The organism is Spiroplasma endosymbiont of Phycita roborella, from assembly GCF_964031195.1.
GTDB classification, from domain to species: Bacteria; Bacillota_I; Bacilli_A; order Mycoplasmatales; family VBWQ01; genus Spiroplasma_E; species Spiroplasma_E ixodetis_A.
In genome coordinates this window covers 599,343-617,094 of record NZ_CAXIQJ010000004.1, presented here as the reverse complement: position 1 = coordinate 617,094, position 17,752 = coordinate 599,343, and the positions used below count along the sequence as shown (strand labels likewise).

The window sequence follows — 17,752 nt, the reverse complement described above, 5'->3', positions numbered from 1 at the left end:
TTTATAATTATAAGTTATTTAAAAATAAAGGAGTTTTAAAATTTATGACGAAATATAAATTGTTAAGTCAATTGTATAGTTTGTTAGATGATTGTGTTGATATTATAAATAATATGGAAAAACATGAATGTCAAGCTATTAACTTAATGGTTGCACTTGAGGGAGAATTATCAATTTTAGTTGACAATATAAAAAATAAAAAAACAAATAAAATTGAATAAAATACTTGTATATATATATATATAATGGTTAATTAGATAATAGTGATTACTCCAGTTCTCATTATTATCTATTTTTATTGTATTTTAATTTTTTTCTGTTATATTATAATTAATAATGTTTATTACCCGCATTATTAATCTATTTATTATTAATAATAAATTGAACTGGAGAGGTTAATATATATTTTTTATGTCAATTGACAAAAATTAGAAGCAATGAAGTAATTAAAGATGAAAAAAGTGGTAAGTCCAAAAATTATGATGTACTTACTTTTTCGCCGTTTTATGTTACTGATAAAGGTATTAAAATATCAACTGGTGAAAAATCTAAGGATAAATGAGTTTTACATGATAGTGAATTATTTACTAAACTTTCTAAAATGAATTTAAGTCTTGGTTCTTATTATGATGTTGAAATAACATGAGAAGCAAAAATTATTGACATACATAATTTAAAAACTAAATAGTTATTTATTATAGGGTAATTGTTAAATTATTATTTAAAGGATTTAAGTTATGTCAAAAATTAATAATTGTGCTTGTGAACAAAATTTTCATTTAGCAATGTATTTATGCAAACTTTGTGACCAAGTTATTTGTCCTAAAAAAGTTTTACAAAACTTATATAATAAAAAATATTACTGTCCAAATTGCATATTAGATATTGCTTTGGTTAAACAAAAAGAACCATTACAACAAAAAGAAAATTAAAAATTAAATAGGGAGCATATATATACTTTTTTGTGTACTTTGCTCCCATGTTATACAAATTAGTATAAATATGCTCCTTATTAAATAAGTAAGGAGTTTTATTTATGCCTAATGTGTTAGAACAAACTAGTAATTATACTTTAACTAAAATTTTAAGAACTGGATTAAGTCCATTAAGTGCTATGGTAGGAGTTAGTGCTTATTATGGTCAATATTTAAAAGACCCAATTTTAGGAAGTATTAATTCTTTGTTATTTAGTAAAAAGTTAGGAATTGATATATGGAATATTAATCAAAGACTAACTACTAAAAATAAAGTGATTAATAGTTATAAAAAGATATTTTTAGGTTTAGGAACAATTGGTTTAATTAATTATGCTAAGTTTGTTCAGTATGTAAATAAGTCAGTTTCTTTATTAAGAAATGAACCTTGTTTTTGACCACCATGCCCTACTGAACCACCAATTCCTATTCCAATACCAACTCCTAATCCAGTAATTGATAAGCCTTTTGTAGATTGAGATACTTATATATCTTTAAATAGTTTTGGTATAGCAAATGTTATTAGTGGTTTAACTGAGTTAATCCCTAATAGATTTCAAAATATAAGAAAGATAGCAAATATGGGTACTGGTGGATGTTTGATTAGTAGTGGGGTTGCTATGGGTATAAACAATAATTTTAATAATTATTTTGCTATTCCTACAATTATTGCCGGAGCAAGTGAGATTATTAATACTTTATTATTACCATTAGGAAATACACATAATAATACAGAGTTACAAGAAGTATTTACAGATGAAAGAGCAAGATTAATTAATGGCAGTGTTAATGATTATCAAAGTACAGATGACGGTATGGTTGATGTTGATTTAAATGATGATAGTATGTCGGAGATTAATTTAGATAGAGCAAGTTTAAATTGGGATTATTCTTATGCTTATACATTAGGTGGTGTTTAAAGTGAAAATATATATGTGATGAATTTTAAAATTTATGGCATTAACTGGATGTATTACATTTAGTATATTTTTAGGATTAATTCCTAGCATTATAGTTTTAGGAATTGTTGCAATTAAACCAGTATCTATTTTAATTGGTATTGTTGTAGGTTATATTGGTATTCCATGAAATAATATTAAAACTAAAATAACAAATTGAGTTTTTAAGAGAAAAGAAAATAAATTTAGTAAAAAGAATGATTTAAAAGTTGAAAGAAAAAGATATGAAAAACAAAAATTAGAAAGAAAATTTGAAAATTTAAATAATCAAATAAAAGATTTAAAACAAACATTAGAATTTCAAAATAAATTATTAGAAATTAATAATGAAAATTCAAAGATTAATGAACAAAATAAAACAATAAAAACGTTTATTTTATAAGGAGTGAATTAATTTTATGAAAAAAGATAAATGAAAAAATATGCCAAGACAAAAGTTGCATAAGAAAAAGGCAAAAAGAAATTTTGACCAAAGATTAAGTGAAAATTTGAATTATGATGATTTTTTATTAGGGGGTAAAAAATAATGGAAAATAAAGAAGTTATAAAACATAAAAAAAATTCTAAATTTGATTGAGTTAATATTATTCTTATTAGTGTTTTTACTAGTTGTGGTTTATGGTTATTTGTTGGTGGTATTCAGCAAATTATTGATAATGATATGAGTTTTATTCGTTGATTTTGGTTTTTTATTGGTGGTATTTCATTTTTTATGGGTATTTTATTTTCAATTTTAGATTTGATTAAATCAATTAAAAATAAGAAAAAGAATATTGAGAAAGGAAGTGATAAATAATGGATTTTAAAGAAATTATAAAATATGCGTTATATATTGGTGGGTTTTGTTTAATTCTTTGGTTTTGTAGAAATTGAATACGTGAAGGTATACAAAGATTTAAACATAAAAAACATATAAAAGATAATGATAGTGAACCCGATTGTATATTTTGTCGTAAAGATTTTGAAAAAAAGAAACGTAAATTAGAAATGGAAAAACAACAAAAAGAATTAGAGAAAGGAGGTGATTAATATGCCTGCTGGATTATCAGCATTATTAAATATGATTGGTGGTGTTGGCCAACAATTATTAAATGCTTTTACTTATATTTTTGGTTGAGTATTTACTACTGGCGATGGTGGAACACTTACAAATTGACCAGTGTTAATTTCAATTGTATTTATGGTATTAGTGTTTATCAAACAATTTGTGGGACATATTATTCATGGAACACATTAGTAATTAGAAAGGAAGTAAGCAAATGGTAAAGTTATTTTTTAGTTTGGTTTTTGTTTTACCTTTATTAGGTAGACTTTTACCAGTTGTTAATACTTTGGTACAAACTATTTATATGCAGTATTTAAGTTCTTTTACTGGATTACATACTGTAACACTTTTTATTAAGTCGTTTTTTTATGATAGTTTATACACTTTACCTTTGCCTATTCTTGCTTTAATAAATGTTAGTTTTGTATTTTATTTAATTTTGGGATTATTTAGATTTACAAGACATTAGGATGTGAAATTATGTTTATACCTTTTATTACAACAGTTATGCAATTATTTGCTTCAATTTTTATGAAGTTTTTTAGTTTTCCACTTGGTGATTTAGGTTTTAATTTGGGTACGTTAATGATATTTTTAATTTTGCTTAGATTTGCATTTAGGGTTATTTTACCCGAATTAATGTTACCAGCATTAGATTTAGGACAGAATGTTAAAACTATGGGTCGTGCTTCTGTTAAATTTTATAAAGGTTCATCATGAGTTGGTAAACAACTTGCTGAAAGAAAACGTTTAGATAATAAGGCTAAGGGTATTGAGAATAAAAAAGGGAAGTTTGTAGGTAAATAGTTATGTCTAATTTTGTTCTTAGTATATTGCATTTTATTTTTATATTTTCTAGTAATGATATTGGTATATTTTTAAATCAAACTAATATTACTGATGAAGTTTATATTTTGTTTAATTTAACTTTTTGATTAGTATTAGGTGTATTTTTTAATTTTATTTATCGTAGTATTAAATTTATTTTTAGGTCATTATTTGGGTAGGTGTTAGTTATGAGTGTTTTAGAAATTTACAATAAAATACATCAATGTATTGTTGATTATTGAACTATGTTTATAGGTAATCCAGTTGACGATTTTACTACTATTTTATGAAATTTAGTAGTTTATGGAACACAGTTTTTTATTGGATTTGTTTTGTTTTATGGTTCATGGTGAATTTTAAAATGTTTATTTGGTAAATAATTATGTGATTTAAGTTTGCTAAATTATTTTTTGTTGTAAATACTTTTGTTCAAGCACCTACTTCTTTAATTGCTTCAAATGACGCTAATGTTGTTAATTATGATATTACAAAAGAAATGGTTAAACATGTTAAATATCATGATTTTGATGATTGAGCAACAATTCCATGAAATTCTGCTTATTTTGATGTTGACCAACCGGATTTAAAATTAGTAAGTGGTGAATTTATAGGAAATAATGAAGGTTTATATACATGTTATTATTATAGTGATACAGTTGGTGTTCCATCACAAATGATAGATATGGGAACTGGTGTTTATACTTTTAATAGAAAACAATTAGATGAATTTTCACGTATTATGTTTAATCATAATTATGTTGCAAAGAATAATACTAATAATTTAAACTTTGTTAATACTGGTAAAAGAATTATAAATTTTCAAACACAGTTAAATTTTGAAATTGATAAACCTTTAAGTTTTTATATTCAAGGTTTTATGTTTTATTTTGAATATGAATATTTTAAAACTTTTACTGCTAATTTTGTTTTTAGTTTTTTAGATAATGTTGGTGATACTAAGTATGTTTTTAAAGGTAAAGTTGATAATGATGTTTATCAGCAAGATTTATATAATTTTGTTACTATGCCTATTCGTGTTCCAAATTTAAGACATTTAACAGTATTTTTTGATGTTCATGGTGAATCAACTAAACCAACTTTTTCACCACAGTTAAATTTTGGTCAAATTAATATTTTTTCAAGTGAGAAAGTAACACCAGTACCGCCAAATAGTCCTTTTAACCCTGAGTATGAGCGTGTTAGTTGATATGATGTTTTTGGTCATTTACGTAATGCTTTTAGGTGAGTACTTTATGGTGTTGTTGGTAAGGTTTTACCCGTGGAACCATTAAGAGAATTTTTTACTAAACTTGATGGATTATTGAGACGTATTTTTGATGATACTATTAGTTCTGTTTTAAATGTTGATTTTACTAGTGGTTTAGAACAAGTTTTAACATTATGAGTATTTTTAAAAGCAGTTGGATTTTTAGTTGGTTAGGAGTTGAAATAATGCCTTGATATGGTTATTTACTTTTAGGAGTTTTATTATTAATAATAGTTTATCCGTTTTTAATAACTAGAAAAAATATAAAGATATTACAACGTGTAGGTAGTTATATTATTTCAGCACCACCACGTACTGGTAAATCTGCTCTTGCTTGTTGTTTAGCACAAAAACATAAGGGTAGGGTAGTAAGTCCTATTCCTATTAAAGTTCGTAATGAATATAGTTATCGCTGTTCTTATGATGATGTTTTTAAATTTAATCAATTAAATAGTAATTATGCTTTTAAAGAGTGTGATATGGTTGTTTTAGATGAGTTAGGTTTGAAAATTAATAGTAATGATTTGTCACCCGAATTTAAAGAAACACAAGAAAGTTTAGGAATGTTTTGTAAATTAATAGGTCATAATTTTAATGGAATTATGTATATGATTGAACAACACCCCGATAGAATACCAAAACAAGCACGTGAAAAAGTAGAATATATTGTTCAAGTTAAAAGAATGCGTATTTTGTTATTTTTAGTTAAATTTAAACTAAATATTTATACTAATGTTGATGATTATAATAAAATTGTATTATCTAAAAGACAAACTAAAAAAATAATTAAACGTGGTGGATTACCACCTAGTTATAGTGGTGAAACTATGACTTTTAGTTTATGATTTCCTAAGTCCTATTTACAAAAATATAATAGTCGTGCTTTGAATTATATTCATTCGTTGAAAAGTGAATTAAGTAGTGTTAAAGACTATGAACAGTCACAAGCATTAGATTTTACTGTTGATGATATTAGAGCAGTAGAATTAGATAAGTTGGATAATATATTACAAACTGAAAAGAAAGAAACTGGATGGGTTACACTTTATTGGACACTAATTACATAGACAAGTGAACAAATTAGTTAAAAGAAAGGAATTATAATTATGGTCACTATTAACTCATATTCAGATGAATTTAAAAAACAAATAGTAGCTTTATATCAAAGTGGCAAATCAGTATCTTGCCTTGTTAAAGAATACAATGTTACAAGAGCAGCTACTTACAATTGAATTAAGCAATTTACTAATTCAGGTAGTTTTAAAACTAAAGATAATCTTTCAGATTTAGAAAAACAATTAATTCAAGCAAATAAAGAATTAAAACAGTTACGAATGGAAATTGATATTTTAAAGCAAGCAGCACTAATAATAGGCAGAAAGTAGAGATTATTGCAAATAATAAATCTAAATATAAAATTCGCACAATGTGTCATTTTTTAAAACTCTCTAAATCAACATATTATTTTAATTTAAAGAAAAAAAATAAAATTCAAAATAATATTTATGAACAAGCTGTTATTAGTGCTTTTAAAGAAAATAAAGAAGTTTATGGTACTAGAAGATTAAAAGTCATACTAGCAAACCAAGAAATTTATTTATCACGCAGAAAAATTAAAGAAATTATGAATAAGCATAATTTAATATCAAAATACACTAAATTATCATTCAAAAATTATCATAATAAAGTCAATGATAGTCAAATAACCAATCTTGTTAATAGAAACTTTAATAATAGAATTAAAAATGAAGTTATTGTTAGTGATTTAACTTATGTTCAAGTTAATGGTAAATGAAACTATATTTGCCTATTAATCGACCTATTTAACCGCGAAATTATTGGACATAGTGTTGGAGTTAAAAAAGATGCATCATTAGTATATCAAGCATTTATGCAATCAAATCACTGTTTAAAAGATATTGAAATATTTCATACTGATCGCGGTAATGAATTCAATAATAAAACTATTGATAAGCTTTTATTAGCTTTCAACATAACTCGATCTTTAAGCAAAAAAGGATGTCCTTATGACAATGCTGTTGCTGAAGCAACTTTTAAAACTTTCAAAATTGAATTTATTAATGATAAAAATTTTACATCATTAATCCAATTAAAATTAGAATTATTTGATTACATCAATTGATATAACAACATAAGAATTCACAGTACTCTAAACTACCTAACTCCAATTAGTTATCAAAAACAAATGTCTACCAAAAAATAGTCCTAAAAAGGGTTGCCATTCCAAACTGAAAATACTGTATGTCGTGTTTGTTATTATAGAAATAAACATTCTAAGAAAAATAAAAAAGATGTTAAAATAAATTCATAAACTAAATATAAGTTTTAACTTATTTGCTTTATATAAAGTAAATTAGTTTTTTTATTTTGAAAGGAAAATTAGACATGAGATGAAATTTAAAAGCAGAATATCCAAAATCAATATTTAAAAGAAAAAAATATAAATTTTATAATTTAAAACCATTACTTGAAAAAGAAACATATGATTTTTTGTTATCTGATTTTAAAAATCATAAAATTAATTTTGATTTTATAATTAGTGAAATAAATGAAATTAAGCAACATAATTACGATATTGATTTATTTTGTTATGAAAAAATGCCTTCTTCACCTGAGTTAGAAAAATTAACTTTTAATTCTTATAATCAAACTTTAATAACTACACATAAACAAAGTTTATTAAAAATTTAAATTTATATTATTGGTCGGAGCCAACCAGAACCTTGGTTGGTTGGCCGCGGGGTTTAGCCCCGCTGGGGTGAGTTGCGAAGCAACGAGGGGCAAAGCCCCTATTACTTGATAAACTTAATATAAGTTTTTACCCATTGTTTTTTTAAAGCAAATGGGTTCTTTTGTTTTTAAAAAGGAGAAGTATATATGCCATTAACTAAAGAAGAATCTTTTTTACTATTAGATAAAGAAATTAATAAATTAGATGAAAAAATATCTTATATTGATAAAAAAAATACAGAATTAAAATTAAATATTTCATTAATCGAAGAGGAGGAATTTTTTACATTAGATGAAGAAATCAATGAATTAACTGGACAAATATTTGATGAAGAAGATAAAAATATAAAATTAATAGGAGAAATTAAAGTATTAGAAAAAAATATTAAAGTTCTAGAAAAACAAAAAAACCAAAAAAATTGAAAACTAACTTTTTTAAATGTATTTACTTTTGGTATTTTTAAATATTATAAAAACAAAAATATTGATAAGCAAATTAAAGAAATAAAAATTAAGAGAGAATGTTTGAAACAAACGATAAATAATAATAAAAATATTATTAAATTGTTAAAAATTCAAAAATTAAAAATTATTAAAAAAACTAATATTCTTTTAAAAAACTTATTTTTTGTTAACAATCGATTAATTAAAATTAATAAAGAATTTTTTCAACAATTAGATAATTTAAAAAATCAAATAGCAAAAATAGTAGATCCTATTAATAATGATTCTTCATTAGAACAAAATTCTTCTGGATATAATAGTGATGATGATAGTCATATTGAAGTACTTTCTGAATCTGAGAAAAAAGATGATATTTTAAAAATATCTTTAAATAAAAAAAGTATCTTTAGTGAAGAAATAGAAGTAGATGTTACTGTTAATAAATTAAATTTTAATAATGATGATAGTGATATTGAAGTACTTTCTGAATCCGAGCAAGAAGATGATATATTTTTAAGTAAAGATAGTGGTTTTAATGAAGATGATGATAGTGATATTGAAGTACTTTCTGAGTTAGAACAAGAAAATGATAATGTAAAAATATATTCAAAGTCAAGCACTATCAATTTTGAAAGACAATTATCAGATATACCAGAAGAAGAAATTACAATAACATTTTCAAGTAAGGATAGTAGTTTTAATGAAGATGATGACGGCAGTGATATTGAAGTACTTTCTAAATCAGTGGAAAAAGATGCTAAAATATTTGGAAATTGTTGTTTTAGTCAAAATTTAATAAACAATTTCGCGAAAAGTTTTTCTACAGTACCTCCTATTTTACAAAAAAGTATTTTAACTAGTTAAAATACTTTTTTTAAAACATATTAGTAAAAAAAATAAAAATAATAATTAAAAATAAAAAAGTAAGTATAATTTAATTTATAAACTAAATATAGTTTTTAACCTATTGCTTTATTTATAAGTAAATGGGTTTTTTTAATTTTTAAAGGAGAAAAAAATGTTAATCGAAAAAATTAATATATTAAAAAAAGCAAAAGAAGAATTGGATAAAGAAATATTTTTTATTGAGAAAAAAAGTGAAGAAATAGTTGAGCAAATTGAATCTTTAGAAAATAAAATTAAACGTTTAAAAAAATTAAAAAAATCAAAAAAAATACAACTATTTTCAAATATTAATAAACAAATTAAAAAAACAGAATTAAATATAAAAACTTTAATAGAAGAAATTGATGAAAATGAAAAAAATGCACAACCATTTAAAAATTCAAAATTAAATATTTTAAAAGAAATTATTGATTTACAAGGTCAGTTATATGAAAATAAAGTTAAGAGATATAAAGAAATATTTGAACAATTAGATTTTATTTTAAAAAATAAAAACTTTGAAGAATTAGAACATTCTATATATCCATCTAAGAAAAATCCTTTTGAAGAAGATGGTGATACAGAATTATTTGATAGTATTAGTTTCTCAGCAATTCAAATTAAGGATTTAGAACAAAAAATATTTGATTTTGAAGAAAAAAATAAAGAAATATTAGATAAAATTGATTTACTTGAACGTGATATTCAAGATTTAAGAGAAAAAAAAGCAGAAAAAAATTGACAAATAACTTTTGTAAATACTATTAGTTTTGGTATTTTTAAATATGTTAGAAACAAAAAAGTTAATAAAGAAATTAAAGAAATAAAATTGAAAACAAGAAATTTAAGAGAAGAAATAAATGAAAATGAAAAAAATATTAAACCACTTAAAGTTTTAAAATTAAATATTTTTGAAAATATTATTAATTTACAAGTCAGTTTGATTAATAAAATTACAAATGAAAAAAATGAAGAAATTTTTGATAAATTAAATTTAATTTCAGAAAATGAAATATCAAAGCAATTTGATGAAAAGAATCCTTTTTCTAGTAAAAAAGAATTAATTTCAAGAGTTAATAGTCAATATAGTGATCTTGGTTTTGAAACAGATATTGAAAAAAATCAATCTTGTTTTAGTTTGCCAAATGAAGATAAAGCAGAAGAAAAATTAAGTTCTTCTTTGAGATTAATAAATTCTTTATAAGAAAAAAAGATTTTAGTTAAGAATGGATTTAAAAAGTTATTATTTAAAATAACTTTTTAAATTTATATATTAAATATAATTAATTATCAATGATATTATTGGCAATTAAATATAATAAATAAGTAACATTATGTACTTATTTATTTCAATGTTATAATTATTTTAAGATTAAATTTAAAAATATATAATTAGATTGGAAGTAAAAAATGATTCCCGAATATCGATTATTTAACCATCTTTTGCTTTTAAAAAGTAATTATTTTTTTAAGCGCGAAATTAAAAAAAAAATAGGTCATTTAAAAGCAAAAGATTATCGTAATACTTATAACTTAATATTTAATAGTAATCAAAATTTAATGTTTATGAAAATAATAAGTGTTTATTTATATTTCAATAAAATTTCTTATAAAGAATATTTAAGATTAGTTGCAAATTTTATATTAACTATTTCTGCTTTAATTCCTACTTTTAAGCGTCAAGAAAAACAGTTAGATGATTATCAAAATGCCAAGGAACTTTTATTATTACTTGGATGTAAAGATCAAATAAAAGTTTGGTTTGATGATACTTCAAAAGTAGTATTACCTGATTTTTTGATAAATAATTCTAATTTGAAAAAAGAAAGTTTGCTAATAATTAAAAGATTGGTAAATATTAGTGGTAATATTTTTATTAATTTAACTAAGAATGAAACAAACATAAAAAATAATTATGAGTTTGGAAGTTTATTAATGTTATTTTATTTGTTGGATTTAGAAACCAGAAAAACATTGCTGACAAAAGATAGTACTGATTTAAATTTAAAAGCTTTTTTTTCATATGAAACTTTATTTACTAATAAGTTGATAATTTTAGATGAATTGGTTAAATGCGCTATGCGCTTAGAACAAACTAATTTTAATTTTTATATTAGAATAATGAATTATTCTTTGTTAGGAAATTATCAATAAATTAAGGATAAAAAATATGAATAATTATGATGTAAAAGTTGATAATATTAAAAGTAAATTTTTAAATATTAATAAAGATATTATTATTGCTTTACCTTCTATTTATGATCAAAATATTGCTTATGAAGTTTATTTAGTTTTTGATGGTAAAGATATGTTACTTAATAGTAATAGTAATATTTTATTTGAAAATAATAGTAATTGTATTTTTATTGGTATTGGTAGTACCAATAATATGACTCGTTTTAATGATTTAGCAACTTATACCAATGATGATGTAAAAATATTAATGACAAAATATTTTCCTGAATTAAAAAAAAGTAACATTGATTTTCTTGGTGGTAATGGTAAAAATTACTTAGAATTTATTATTAATGAGGTTATACCATTTGTTATTAAAAAGTTTAATTTAAAAATTAAAAATTTAAATGCCATTGGTTGTTCTTTGGGGGCATATTTTTGTTTACAAATGTTATATTTATCAAAATTACAATTTACAAAATTATTATTATTTTCGCCAGCAATTTGATTTAATTCACAAATTATTGAAGATTTAAAAACTAAAGTTTTAAATAATAATCAACCTTTAATAGTTGAACTATGGGTAGGAAAAAAAGAACCAAAGTTTTTTGAAGGCAAATTAGTAACAAATTATGAAAGTAATACTATTGAATTAAAAAAAATATTAACTAATAGAAAAATTACTACTAATCTAGTAATTGATGAAAATGGTGCTCATGGTTTTAAATGATGAATTAAATATATTAATGAAAATCCTTTAATTCTTATTAGCTAATTGAAACTATGGTTTTTCTTTTTTTCTAAAAATATTATTAATTTTTAGAATTAAAATAATACTTGCAAAAAATAATACAATAGTATTAGTTGTAATAATAGCAAGTTGATTAGACAATATTGCAAAAATAATTCATGTTATTGCTGATAGTACAAAAATAATATACATATATAATGATAATGATTTTGTATCTCTGGTGCGAATTATTTTAAAACTTTGGGGAATTAAAACAATACTAGTTAAAATTGCTCCAATTCAAGATAAAATATTAATTGTAAGTTCCATATCTTTCTCTCCTAAATTCTTACTATATTTTAGTATTCTAAATTTTATTATAAGATATTAATGGTTAAGTTGATAGTAAAAATAATAATTTTAAGTATAATTATTTTAATAAATTAATATATGGGAGGAAAAATGAGCAGAAATAATAGTATTATAAAGTTTAATGAGAATGAATTAAAAATTATTAAAGAAAATATACATTCAATTTATAACAAGATTTTAAATACTTCCTTTAAGCGAATGTTTATAAGCAATGTATATAAAATTATTGCTTATATTATTTTGGCATTAGGTGAGGCTTTTTAATAATCTGTGTATCTTTGTTTTACAAAGTTACTAATTTAGATTAATTCTGTCTTCAAATTTTATCATAAAATGAGCAATTGCTGTATTTCAATTTTGAATAGGCAATGTTCATTTTTTTGTTATATTTTCAATTGCCAAGTAAAATATTTTGAAAACTGCCATATCATTAGGAAAAACTTTTTTATTTCTGATGATTTTTCGTAATTGACTATTAACAGATTCAATAGCATTTGTAGTATAAATCACTCTTTTGATTTCTACTGGATAACTAATAAAAACCATTAAATTATCTCAATTTTTATATCAAGATTTAGTAATTTGAGGATATTGTTTATTTCATTTACTTTCAAACGATTCTAAAGCTTGCATTGCTTGTTCTTCACTACATGCACTATAAATTGGTTTTAAATCTGCAACTAGACCTTTTCGATGTTTGTATGAAACATATTTTAAACTATTTCTAATTTGATGAACAATGCATAATTGATGTTCTGTTTTAGGATAAACTGATTGTATTGCTTCTGACATGCCTGTTAAATTATCACTACAAGCAATAAGAATATCATTTAAGCCACGATTTTTCATTTCTGTGAAATTAGATAATCAAAACTTAGAACCTTCATTTTCACTAATTCATAATCCTAAAACATCTTTTTTGCCTTCTAAATCAACTCCTAATGCTATATAAACTGATTTGTTAATAATCCGTTTATCTTGTCGTACTTTAACTACTATACAATCAAAATAAACAATAGGATAAATACTTTCTAATGGTCGATTTTGTCATGCTTTAACATCATCAATAACATCATCAGTAATTTGACTAATAACACTTTCACTAATATCAGCACCATGATATAACTCTTGCAACTGCATTCTAATGTCAGATAATGTCATTCCTTTTGCATACAAGGAAAGAACTTGTTGATCAAAACCATCAAATCTTCTTTGCCTTTTAGGAACTATTACAGGAGTAAAATTACTATTGCGATCTCTTGGTACATCAATTTCAATTTTACCTTGTTGAGTTATTAATTTTTTTGAACTTGTACCATTACGAGCATTTTCAGTAGTACTATGTTGATTTTTTTCATATCCTAAATAATTTTGCATTTCAGAATTCAACATTTTTTCAACTAATCTTTTTGTTAATTCTTTATATAAACCGCCAGGTTTAAAAACTGTTGTTAAATCTTCAGTATTTTCTAGTAATAAATCTACTGCTTTTGATATTGGATCATTATTATTAAAGTTATCTTTTTTAGCCATCTGTAACTCACTCTTTCTAGTCATTTAATTATATTTACTAGAATTAATTAAACATAGTTATTTTTGTAAGTTACACAGATTACTAAACATTTCTCATTAGGTTTTTTTACTATTATGTTAGGGATAATTTTTCTGAGTAGTTTATTACCTGAAAAAGTGTCTAGCACATTTTATTTAGTAATAGTTATTATTGGTATTATTTTTATTTTAGTTGGAACATTGTTAGTAACAGTTGGACAAACTTTTTCCAAAAAAATAAAACGAGAATTTTTAGAATATAATATTAATTATTTAAAAATGGCAGTTAATTCTGCTTTTAAAGCAGTTGAAATTACTAATGTTACTAAAAATTTTACCATTGTACCACAAAAATTCTTAGTTATTGGTAGTGATTTTAATCATCGTGTTTGAACTGAAAAAGTTATTATTGGTAGTATTAATGATAAAAATTTTAATTGTGGAACAACGTTAGAAAAGATTACTAGAAATTACAAGACAGGAAAAACTACAACTACTAGTACTACATATAATCGATATCTTTATTTTACGTGTTTAATTGATATGCAAGATGTAATAACAACGATTATTCCTGAAACATTATGTTCAAGAATTATGGGTTCAAATCGTGGTGATCAACTTGAATCAGCAGCATTTGAGAAGTTATTTGCTCTTGATTATAGTGATCCAATTAAGTTAAGAAAGTTATTAGTGCCAAAAGTAATGAGCAAAATGGTTGATTTAGCAAATATACAAGAAAAAATACCAAGTATTTATGTTAATAAAAATCAAGTCACTCTAATGCTTCCTTATATGAATATTGGTTCTGATAATAGTTCTACTGCTAATTTATTAAATTTAGTTATTGCTAATAGTGAAGAAAAATTATTAGAAAATATTGTTGAAATGTTAAATTTTACATTAGATATTATAATAAACTCTTATCAATGAGTAGTAAGTTTAGATTTAAGTAAGGAATTATTATTTAAATAATTAAAAAATATTAAAAGTGATTGGAATTCCCAATCACTTTTAAAATTAGATTATTAATCTTGTCATTTTAATTTGCGAGCAGCAATTCCCATAAAAATTGCTAGTATTATTAAACTAATACCTCCATATAAATACATTTCTCATGTCATTTTAAATGTTCCATTTCAACATTCAAAGTAAGGCAAAGTAGAGTATTTAAATGGTGAGAAATAACTAATAATATTTAATACTTTACTACTTGTAATTCAATCAATAGGCATAATTGAGCCACTTAAGTAAGCAACAGGTAAATATAATACGTTGGCAACAGCAATAAATGAAGTAATAGTCTTAAATAATGATGCTAACATTATTCCCAAACCAATAGTAGTAATAAAAATAATAATAATTCATGGAATCGAAGCACCAATTTGAGTAGGAAGAGCAATAACACTTCAGCCATACGTACCACCAAAGTAAATGCCACCTCATAATAATGTTCATAAGAAAGAAATTATTGAAGCAAATACACCGATGATAATTACAGCAGTAACAAAAAATAAGGGATGAATATTAGTTGCACCAATTCTTTTTAGTAATACAGATAATTTAAATTCAATAATTGTTTGAGGAATAATAAATATTCCAACTGAAATAATATTAACAATCGCAATACCAGCAATCATTTGTTTAACTGCAGTAATGGTGCCAGCAACATCAGCACCAGTATGCCGTATTGATTCTCCTTGAATTCCCAAGATTAGAATTGGATAAACAATTAGAAAAAATGGGACAAAGAAGCCTTTTAGATAATATTTAAACATTAAATTCAATAACGGTATTTGTTTAGAAGAGCGTGTTTTTGCGGCATTTACAATTTTGTTTGGATCTTGCTGACCTTTTTTCTTAGATAATGCTTCTTTTTCTGCAGCAATAGTAGGTTTTTTATATTTTTGAAATTGTTGAGATGTATAGTTATGAACTGAACCATATTCTTTAACAACCTCTTTAACAGTCCGTTTTTCAATAATGTCACCATCGTGCATATAAATGATACGTGTACAGAAATGTTCAATTTCACTCATGTTATGAGTAACTAAAATCATTGCTACATTTTTTTCAACAATATTTTTTTGTAAAAAATCAAATATTTCTTCCTTAACTTCAATATCTAAACCAGTTGATACTTCATCTAAAATAACCAAGTCAGGTTTATGAATAACGCTTAATAATATATTAAGTCGTTGTTGACCACCAGATAGAAACATAATATTTTTATTTTTAGCAGCTGATAATTGATAGGTATTTAATAATTCATTTAATTGACCAACATTGATTTCGATATTAAATGTTTCTAAATAATAAGTAAGCATATCCATAACAGTAATCCCTGGTGGATATTTTGATTCTTGAAATTGGAAACCAATAACAATACCTTCTTTTTTTTCAATAACTCCTGAAGTTGCATGTCTAATACCAGCAATAATTTCTGTCAGTGTTGACTTACCACTACCATTTGCACCAATGATTCCAATTCGCTCACCAGCTTTAATTTGAATATTTAATTTATTTAAAACCGTTTTATCACCGTATACTTTAACAATGTCAGTAGCATTAATTAGAAAGTCACTATTTTTAATTCTTTTTTCATGTGTTGTTTCTGTTAAATTTGTTTTGGTTTCTTTTTGGATGGGTTACACTTTATTGGACACTAATTACATAGACAAGTGAACAAATTAGTTAAAAGAAAGGAATTATAATTATGGTCACTATTAACTCATATTCAGATGAATTTAAAAAACAAATAGTAGCTTTATATCAAAGTGGCAAATCAGTATCTTGCCTTGTTAAAGAATACAATGTTACAAGAGCAGCTACTTACAATTGAATTAAGCAATTTACTAATTCAAGTAGTTTTAAAACTAAAGATAATCTTTCAGATTTAGAAAAACAATTAATTCAAGCAAATAAAGAATTAAAACAGTTACGAATGAAAATTGATATTTTAAAGCAAGCAGCACTAATAATAGGCAGAAAGTAGAGATTATTGCAAATAATAAATCTAAATATAAAATTCGCACAATGTGTCATTTTTTAAAACTCTCTAAATCAACATATTATTTTAATTTAAAGAAAAAAAATAAAATTCAAAATAATATTTATGAACAAGCTGTTATTAGTGCTTTTAAAGAAAATAAAGAAGTTTATGGTACTAGAAGATTAAAAGTCATACTAGCAAACCAAGAAATTTATTTATCACGCAGAAAAATTAAAGAAATTATGAATAAGCATAATTTAATATCAAAATACACTAAATTATCATTCAAAAATTATCATAATAAAGTCAATGATAGTCAAATAACCAATCTTGTTAATAGAAACTTTAATAATAGAATTAAAAATGAAGTTATTGTTAGTGATTTAACTTATGGATGGGTTACACTTATGTTCAAGTTAATGGTAAATGAAACTATATTTGCCTATTAATCGACCTATTTAACCGCGAAATTATTGGACATAGTGTTGGAGTTAAAAAAGATGCATCATTAGTATATCAAGCATTTATGCAATCAAATCACTGTTTAAAAGATATTGAAATATTTCATACTGATCGCGGTAATGAATTCAATAATAAAACTATTGATAAACTTTTATTAGCTTTCAACATAACTCGATCTTTAAGCAAAAAAGGATGTCCTTATGACAATGCTGTTGCTGAAGCAACTTTTAAAACTTTCAAAATTGAATTTATTAATGATAAAAATTTTACATCATTAGGAAATGTTTAGTAATCTGTGTAACTTACAAAAATAACTATGT

Annotated in this window: 27 protein-coding genes; 24 read left to right on the top strand and 3 right to left on the bottom strand. The window is 23.4% G+C overall.

Going from position 1 to position 17,752, the window contains the following annotated elements; genetic code table 4:
- Positions 1-44: 44 nt before the first annotated feature.
- The 19 genes from AAHM95_RS05475 (at position 45) to AAHM95_RS05385 (ending at position 12,103) form a co-directional block, all read left to right on the top strand.
- Positions 45-221 carry a hypothetical protein gene (locus tag AAHM95_RS05475; RefSeq protein ID WP_342274337.1) on the top strand — a complete coding sequence of 59 codons (177 nt, stop codon included), beginning with the start codon at positions 45-47 and terminating at the stop codon, positions 219-221.
- A gap of 197 nt (positions 222-418) precedes the next feature.
- Positions 419-688, top strand: coding sequence for a hypothetical protein (locus AAHM95_RS05470; RefSeq protein ID WP_342274336.1), 270 nt, complete (start codon positions 419-421; stop codon positions 686-688).
- Positions 689-737: 49 nt separating this feature from the next.
- Complete coding sequence (locus AAHM95_RS05465; protein WP_342274335.1) at positions 738-932, top strand: hypothetical protein; 195 nt, start codon at positions 738-740, stop codon at positions 930-932.
- 104 nt (positions 933-1,036) lie between these two features.
- Positions 1,037-1,894 carry a hypothetical protein gene (locus AAHM95_RS05460; RefSeq protein ID WP_342274334.1) on the top strand — a complete coding sequence of 286 codons (858 nt, stop codon included), beginning with the start codon at positions 1,037-1,039 and terminating at the stop codon, positions 1,892-1,894.
- Between the two features lies 1 nt (position 1,895).
- Positions 1,896-2,315, top strand: coding sequence for a hypothetical protein (locus AAHM95_RS05455; protein ID WP_342274333.1), 420 nt, complete (start codon positions 1,896-1,898; stop codon positions 2,313-2,315).
- Positions 2,316-2,331: 16 nt separating this feature from the next.
- A complete protein-coding gene (locus AAHM95_RS05450; protein ID WP_342274332.1) occupies positions 2,332-2,460 on the top strand; it encodes a hypothetical protein in 129 nt (42 codons plus the stop codon).
- Complete coding sequence (locus AAHM95_RS05445; RefSeq protein WP_342274331.1) at positions 2,460-2,729, top strand: hypothetical protein; 270 nt, start codon at positions 2,460-2,462, stop codon at positions 2,727-2,729. The genes AAHM95_RS05450 and AAHM95_RS05445 overlap by 1 nt, the downstream gene beginning before the upstream one ends.
- On the top strand, positions 2,729-2,962 hold the full coding sequence (locus AAHM95_RS05440; RefSeq protein ID WP_286640898.1) for a hypothetical protein: 234 nt from the start codon (positions 2,729-2,731) through the stop codon (positions 2,960-2,962). Before AAHM95_RS05445 ends, AAHM95_RS05440 begins: the two co-directional genes overlap by 1 nt.
- Position 2,963: 1 nt before the next feature.
- Complete coding sequence (locus tag AAHM95_RS05435; RefSeq protein WP_174480363.1) at positions 2,964-3,170, top strand: hypothetical protein; 207 nt, start codon at positions 2,964-2,966, stop codon at positions 3,168-3,170.
- A 22-nt stretch (positions 3,171-3,192) separates the two neighbouring features.
- Positions 3,193-3,447 carry a hypothetical protein gene (locus AAHM95_RS05430; RefSeq protein ID WP_342274330.1) on the top strand — a complete coding sequence of 85 codons (255 nt, stop codon included), beginning with the start codon at positions 3,193-3,195 and terminating at the stop codon, positions 3,445-3,447.
- Between the two features lie 11 nt (positions 3,448-3,458).
- Positions 3,459-3,785 (top strand): hypothetical protein, encoded by a 327-nt coding sequence (locus tag AAHM95_RS05425; protein ID WP_338960277.1) that lies wholly within the window; start codon positions 3,459-3,461, stop codon positions 3,783-3,785.
- A gap of 403 nt (positions 3,786-4,188) precedes the next feature.
- Entirely contained in the window at positions 4,189-5,247 is a 1,059-nt protein-coding gene (locus AAHM95_RS05420) for a hypothetical protein (RefSeq protein ID WP_342274329.1), read from the top strand.
- Between the two features lie 11 nt (positions 5,248-5,258).
- Positions 5,259-6,140: a hypothetical protein gene (locus tag AAHM95_RS05415; RefSeq protein WP_342274328.1), complete on the top strand. Its 882-nt coding sequence runs from the start codon at positions 5,259-5,261 to the stop codon at positions 6,138-6,140.
- A 39-nt stretch (positions 6,141-6,179) separates the two neighbouring features.
- Positions 6,180-7,297, top strand: a protein-coding gene (locus tag AAHM95_RS05410; protein ID WP_338975281.1) for an IS3 family transposase whose coding sequence is annotated in 2 segments (ribosomal slippage) — positions 6,180-6,450 and positions 6,450-7,297 — 1,119 coding nt in all. Because the reading frame shifts where the segments join, the coding sequence is not laid out codon by codon here.
- Between the two features lie 182 nt (positions 7,298-7,479).
- Positions 7,480-7,785, top strand: a complete 306-nt coding sequence (locus AAHM95_RS05405; RefSeq protein ID WP_342274327.1) for a hypothetical protein — start codon at positions 7,480-7,482, stop codon at positions 7,783-7,785.
- 186 nt (positions 7,786-7,971) lie between these two features.
- The gene (locus AAHM95_RS05400; RefSeq protein ID WP_342274326.1) at positions 7,972-9,132 is read left to right on the top strand and encodes a hypothetical protein; all 1,161 of its coding nucleotides are present in this window, start codon (positions 7,972-7,974) and stop codon (positions 9,130-9,132) included.
- A 154-nt stretch (positions 9,133-9,286) separates the two neighbouring features.
- A complete protein-coding gene (locus AAHM95_RS05395; protein WP_342274325.1) occupies positions 9,287-10,357 on the top strand; it encodes a hypothetical protein in 1,071 nt (356 codons plus the stop codon).
- A 206-nt stretch (positions 10,358-10,563) separates the two neighbouring features.
- Entirely contained in the window at positions 10,564-11,307 is a 744-nt protein-coding gene (locus AAHM95_RS05390) for a hypothetical protein (protein WP_281748265.1), read from the top strand.
- Between the two features lie 16 nt (positions 11,308-11,323).
- Positions 11,324-12,103 carry an alpha/beta hydrolase-fold protein gene (locus tag AAHM95_RS05385; RefSeq protein WP_342274324.1) on the top strand — a complete coding sequence of 260 codons (780 nt, stop codon included), beginning with the start codon at positions 11,324-11,326 and terminating at the stop codon, positions 12,101-12,103.
- A gap of 6 nt (positions 12,104-12,109) precedes the next feature.
- Here the strand turns inward: AAHM95_RS05385 and AAHM95_RS05380 are convergent, their stop codons facing one another.
- Entirely contained in the window at positions 12,110-12,388 is a 279-nt protein-coding gene (locus AAHM95_RS05380; RefSeq protein ID WP_174480572.1) for a SemiSWEET family sugar transporter, read from the bottom strand.
- Positions 12,389-12,520: 132 nt separating this feature from the next.
- Between AAHM95_RS05380 and AAHM95_RS05375 the strand changes: the two genes are divergently transcribed.
- Complete coding sequence (locus AAHM95_RS05375) at positions 12,521-12,694, top strand: hypothetical protein (RefSeq protein WP_342274323.1); 174 nt, start codon at positions 12,521-12,523, stop codon at positions 12,692-12,694.
- Positions 12,695-12,724: 30 nt separating this feature from the next.
- Here AAHM95_RS05375 and AAHM95_RS05370 read toward each other — a convergent pair whose 3' ends face one another.
- Complete coding sequence (locus tag AAHM95_RS05370) at positions 12,725-13,963, bottom strand: IS256 family transposase (protein ID WP_281749630.1); 1,239 nt, start codon at positions 13,961-13,963, stop codon at positions 12,725-12,727.
- 156 nt (positions 13,964-14,119) lie between these two features.
- Between AAHM95_RS05370 and AAHM95_RS05365 the strand changes: the two genes are divergently transcribed.
- Positions 14,120-14,953 carry a DUF3137 domain-containing protein gene (locus AAHM95_RS05365; RefSeq protein ID WP_342274322.1) on the top strand — a complete coding sequence of 278 codons (834 nt, stop codon included), beginning with the start codon at positions 14,120-14,122 and terminating at the stop codon, positions 14,951-14,953.
- Positions 14,954-15,006: 53 nt separating this feature from the next.
- Here the strand turns inward: AAHM95_RS05365 and AAHM95_RS05360 are convergent, their stop codons facing one another.
- Positions 15,007-16,497 carry an ATP-binding cassette domain-containing protein gene (locus AAHM95_RS05360; protein WP_342274379.1) on the bottom strand — a complete coding sequence of 497 codons (1,491 nt, stop codon included), beginning with the start codon at positions 16,495-16,497 and terminating at the stop codon, positions 15,007-15,009.
- A 197-nt stretch (positions 16,498-16,694) separates the two neighbouring features.
- On the opposite strand from AAHM95_RS05360, the gene AAHM95_RS05355 reads away from it, so the two are divergent.
- From AAHM95_RS05355 to AAHM95_RS05345, 3 genes are read left to right on the top strand one after another with little or no spacing between them, the layout of a single operon-like run.
- On the top strand, positions 16,695-16,973 hold the full coding sequence (locus AAHM95_RS05355; RefSeq protein WP_342274321.1) for a transposase: 279 nt from the start codon (positions 16,695-16,697) through the stop codon (positions 16,971-16,973).
- Between the two features lie 41 nt (positions 16,974-17,014).
- Positions 17,015-17,419 (top strand): IS3 family transposase, encoded by a 405-nt coding sequence (locus AAHM95_RS05350; RefSeq protein ID WP_342274320.1) that lies wholly within the window; start codon positions 17,015-17,017, stop codon positions 17,417-17,419.
- The gene (locus tag AAHM95_RS05345; RefSeq protein ID WP_342274319.1) at positions 17,365-17,721 is read left to right on the top strand and encodes a DDE-type integrase/transposase/recombinase; all 357 of its coding nucleotides are present in this window, start codon (positions 17,365-17,367) and stop codon (positions 17,719-17,721) included. The genes AAHM95_RS05350 and AAHM95_RS05345 overlap by 55 nt, the downstream gene beginning before the upstream one ends.
- Positions 17,722-17,752: the final 31 nt, after the last annotated feature.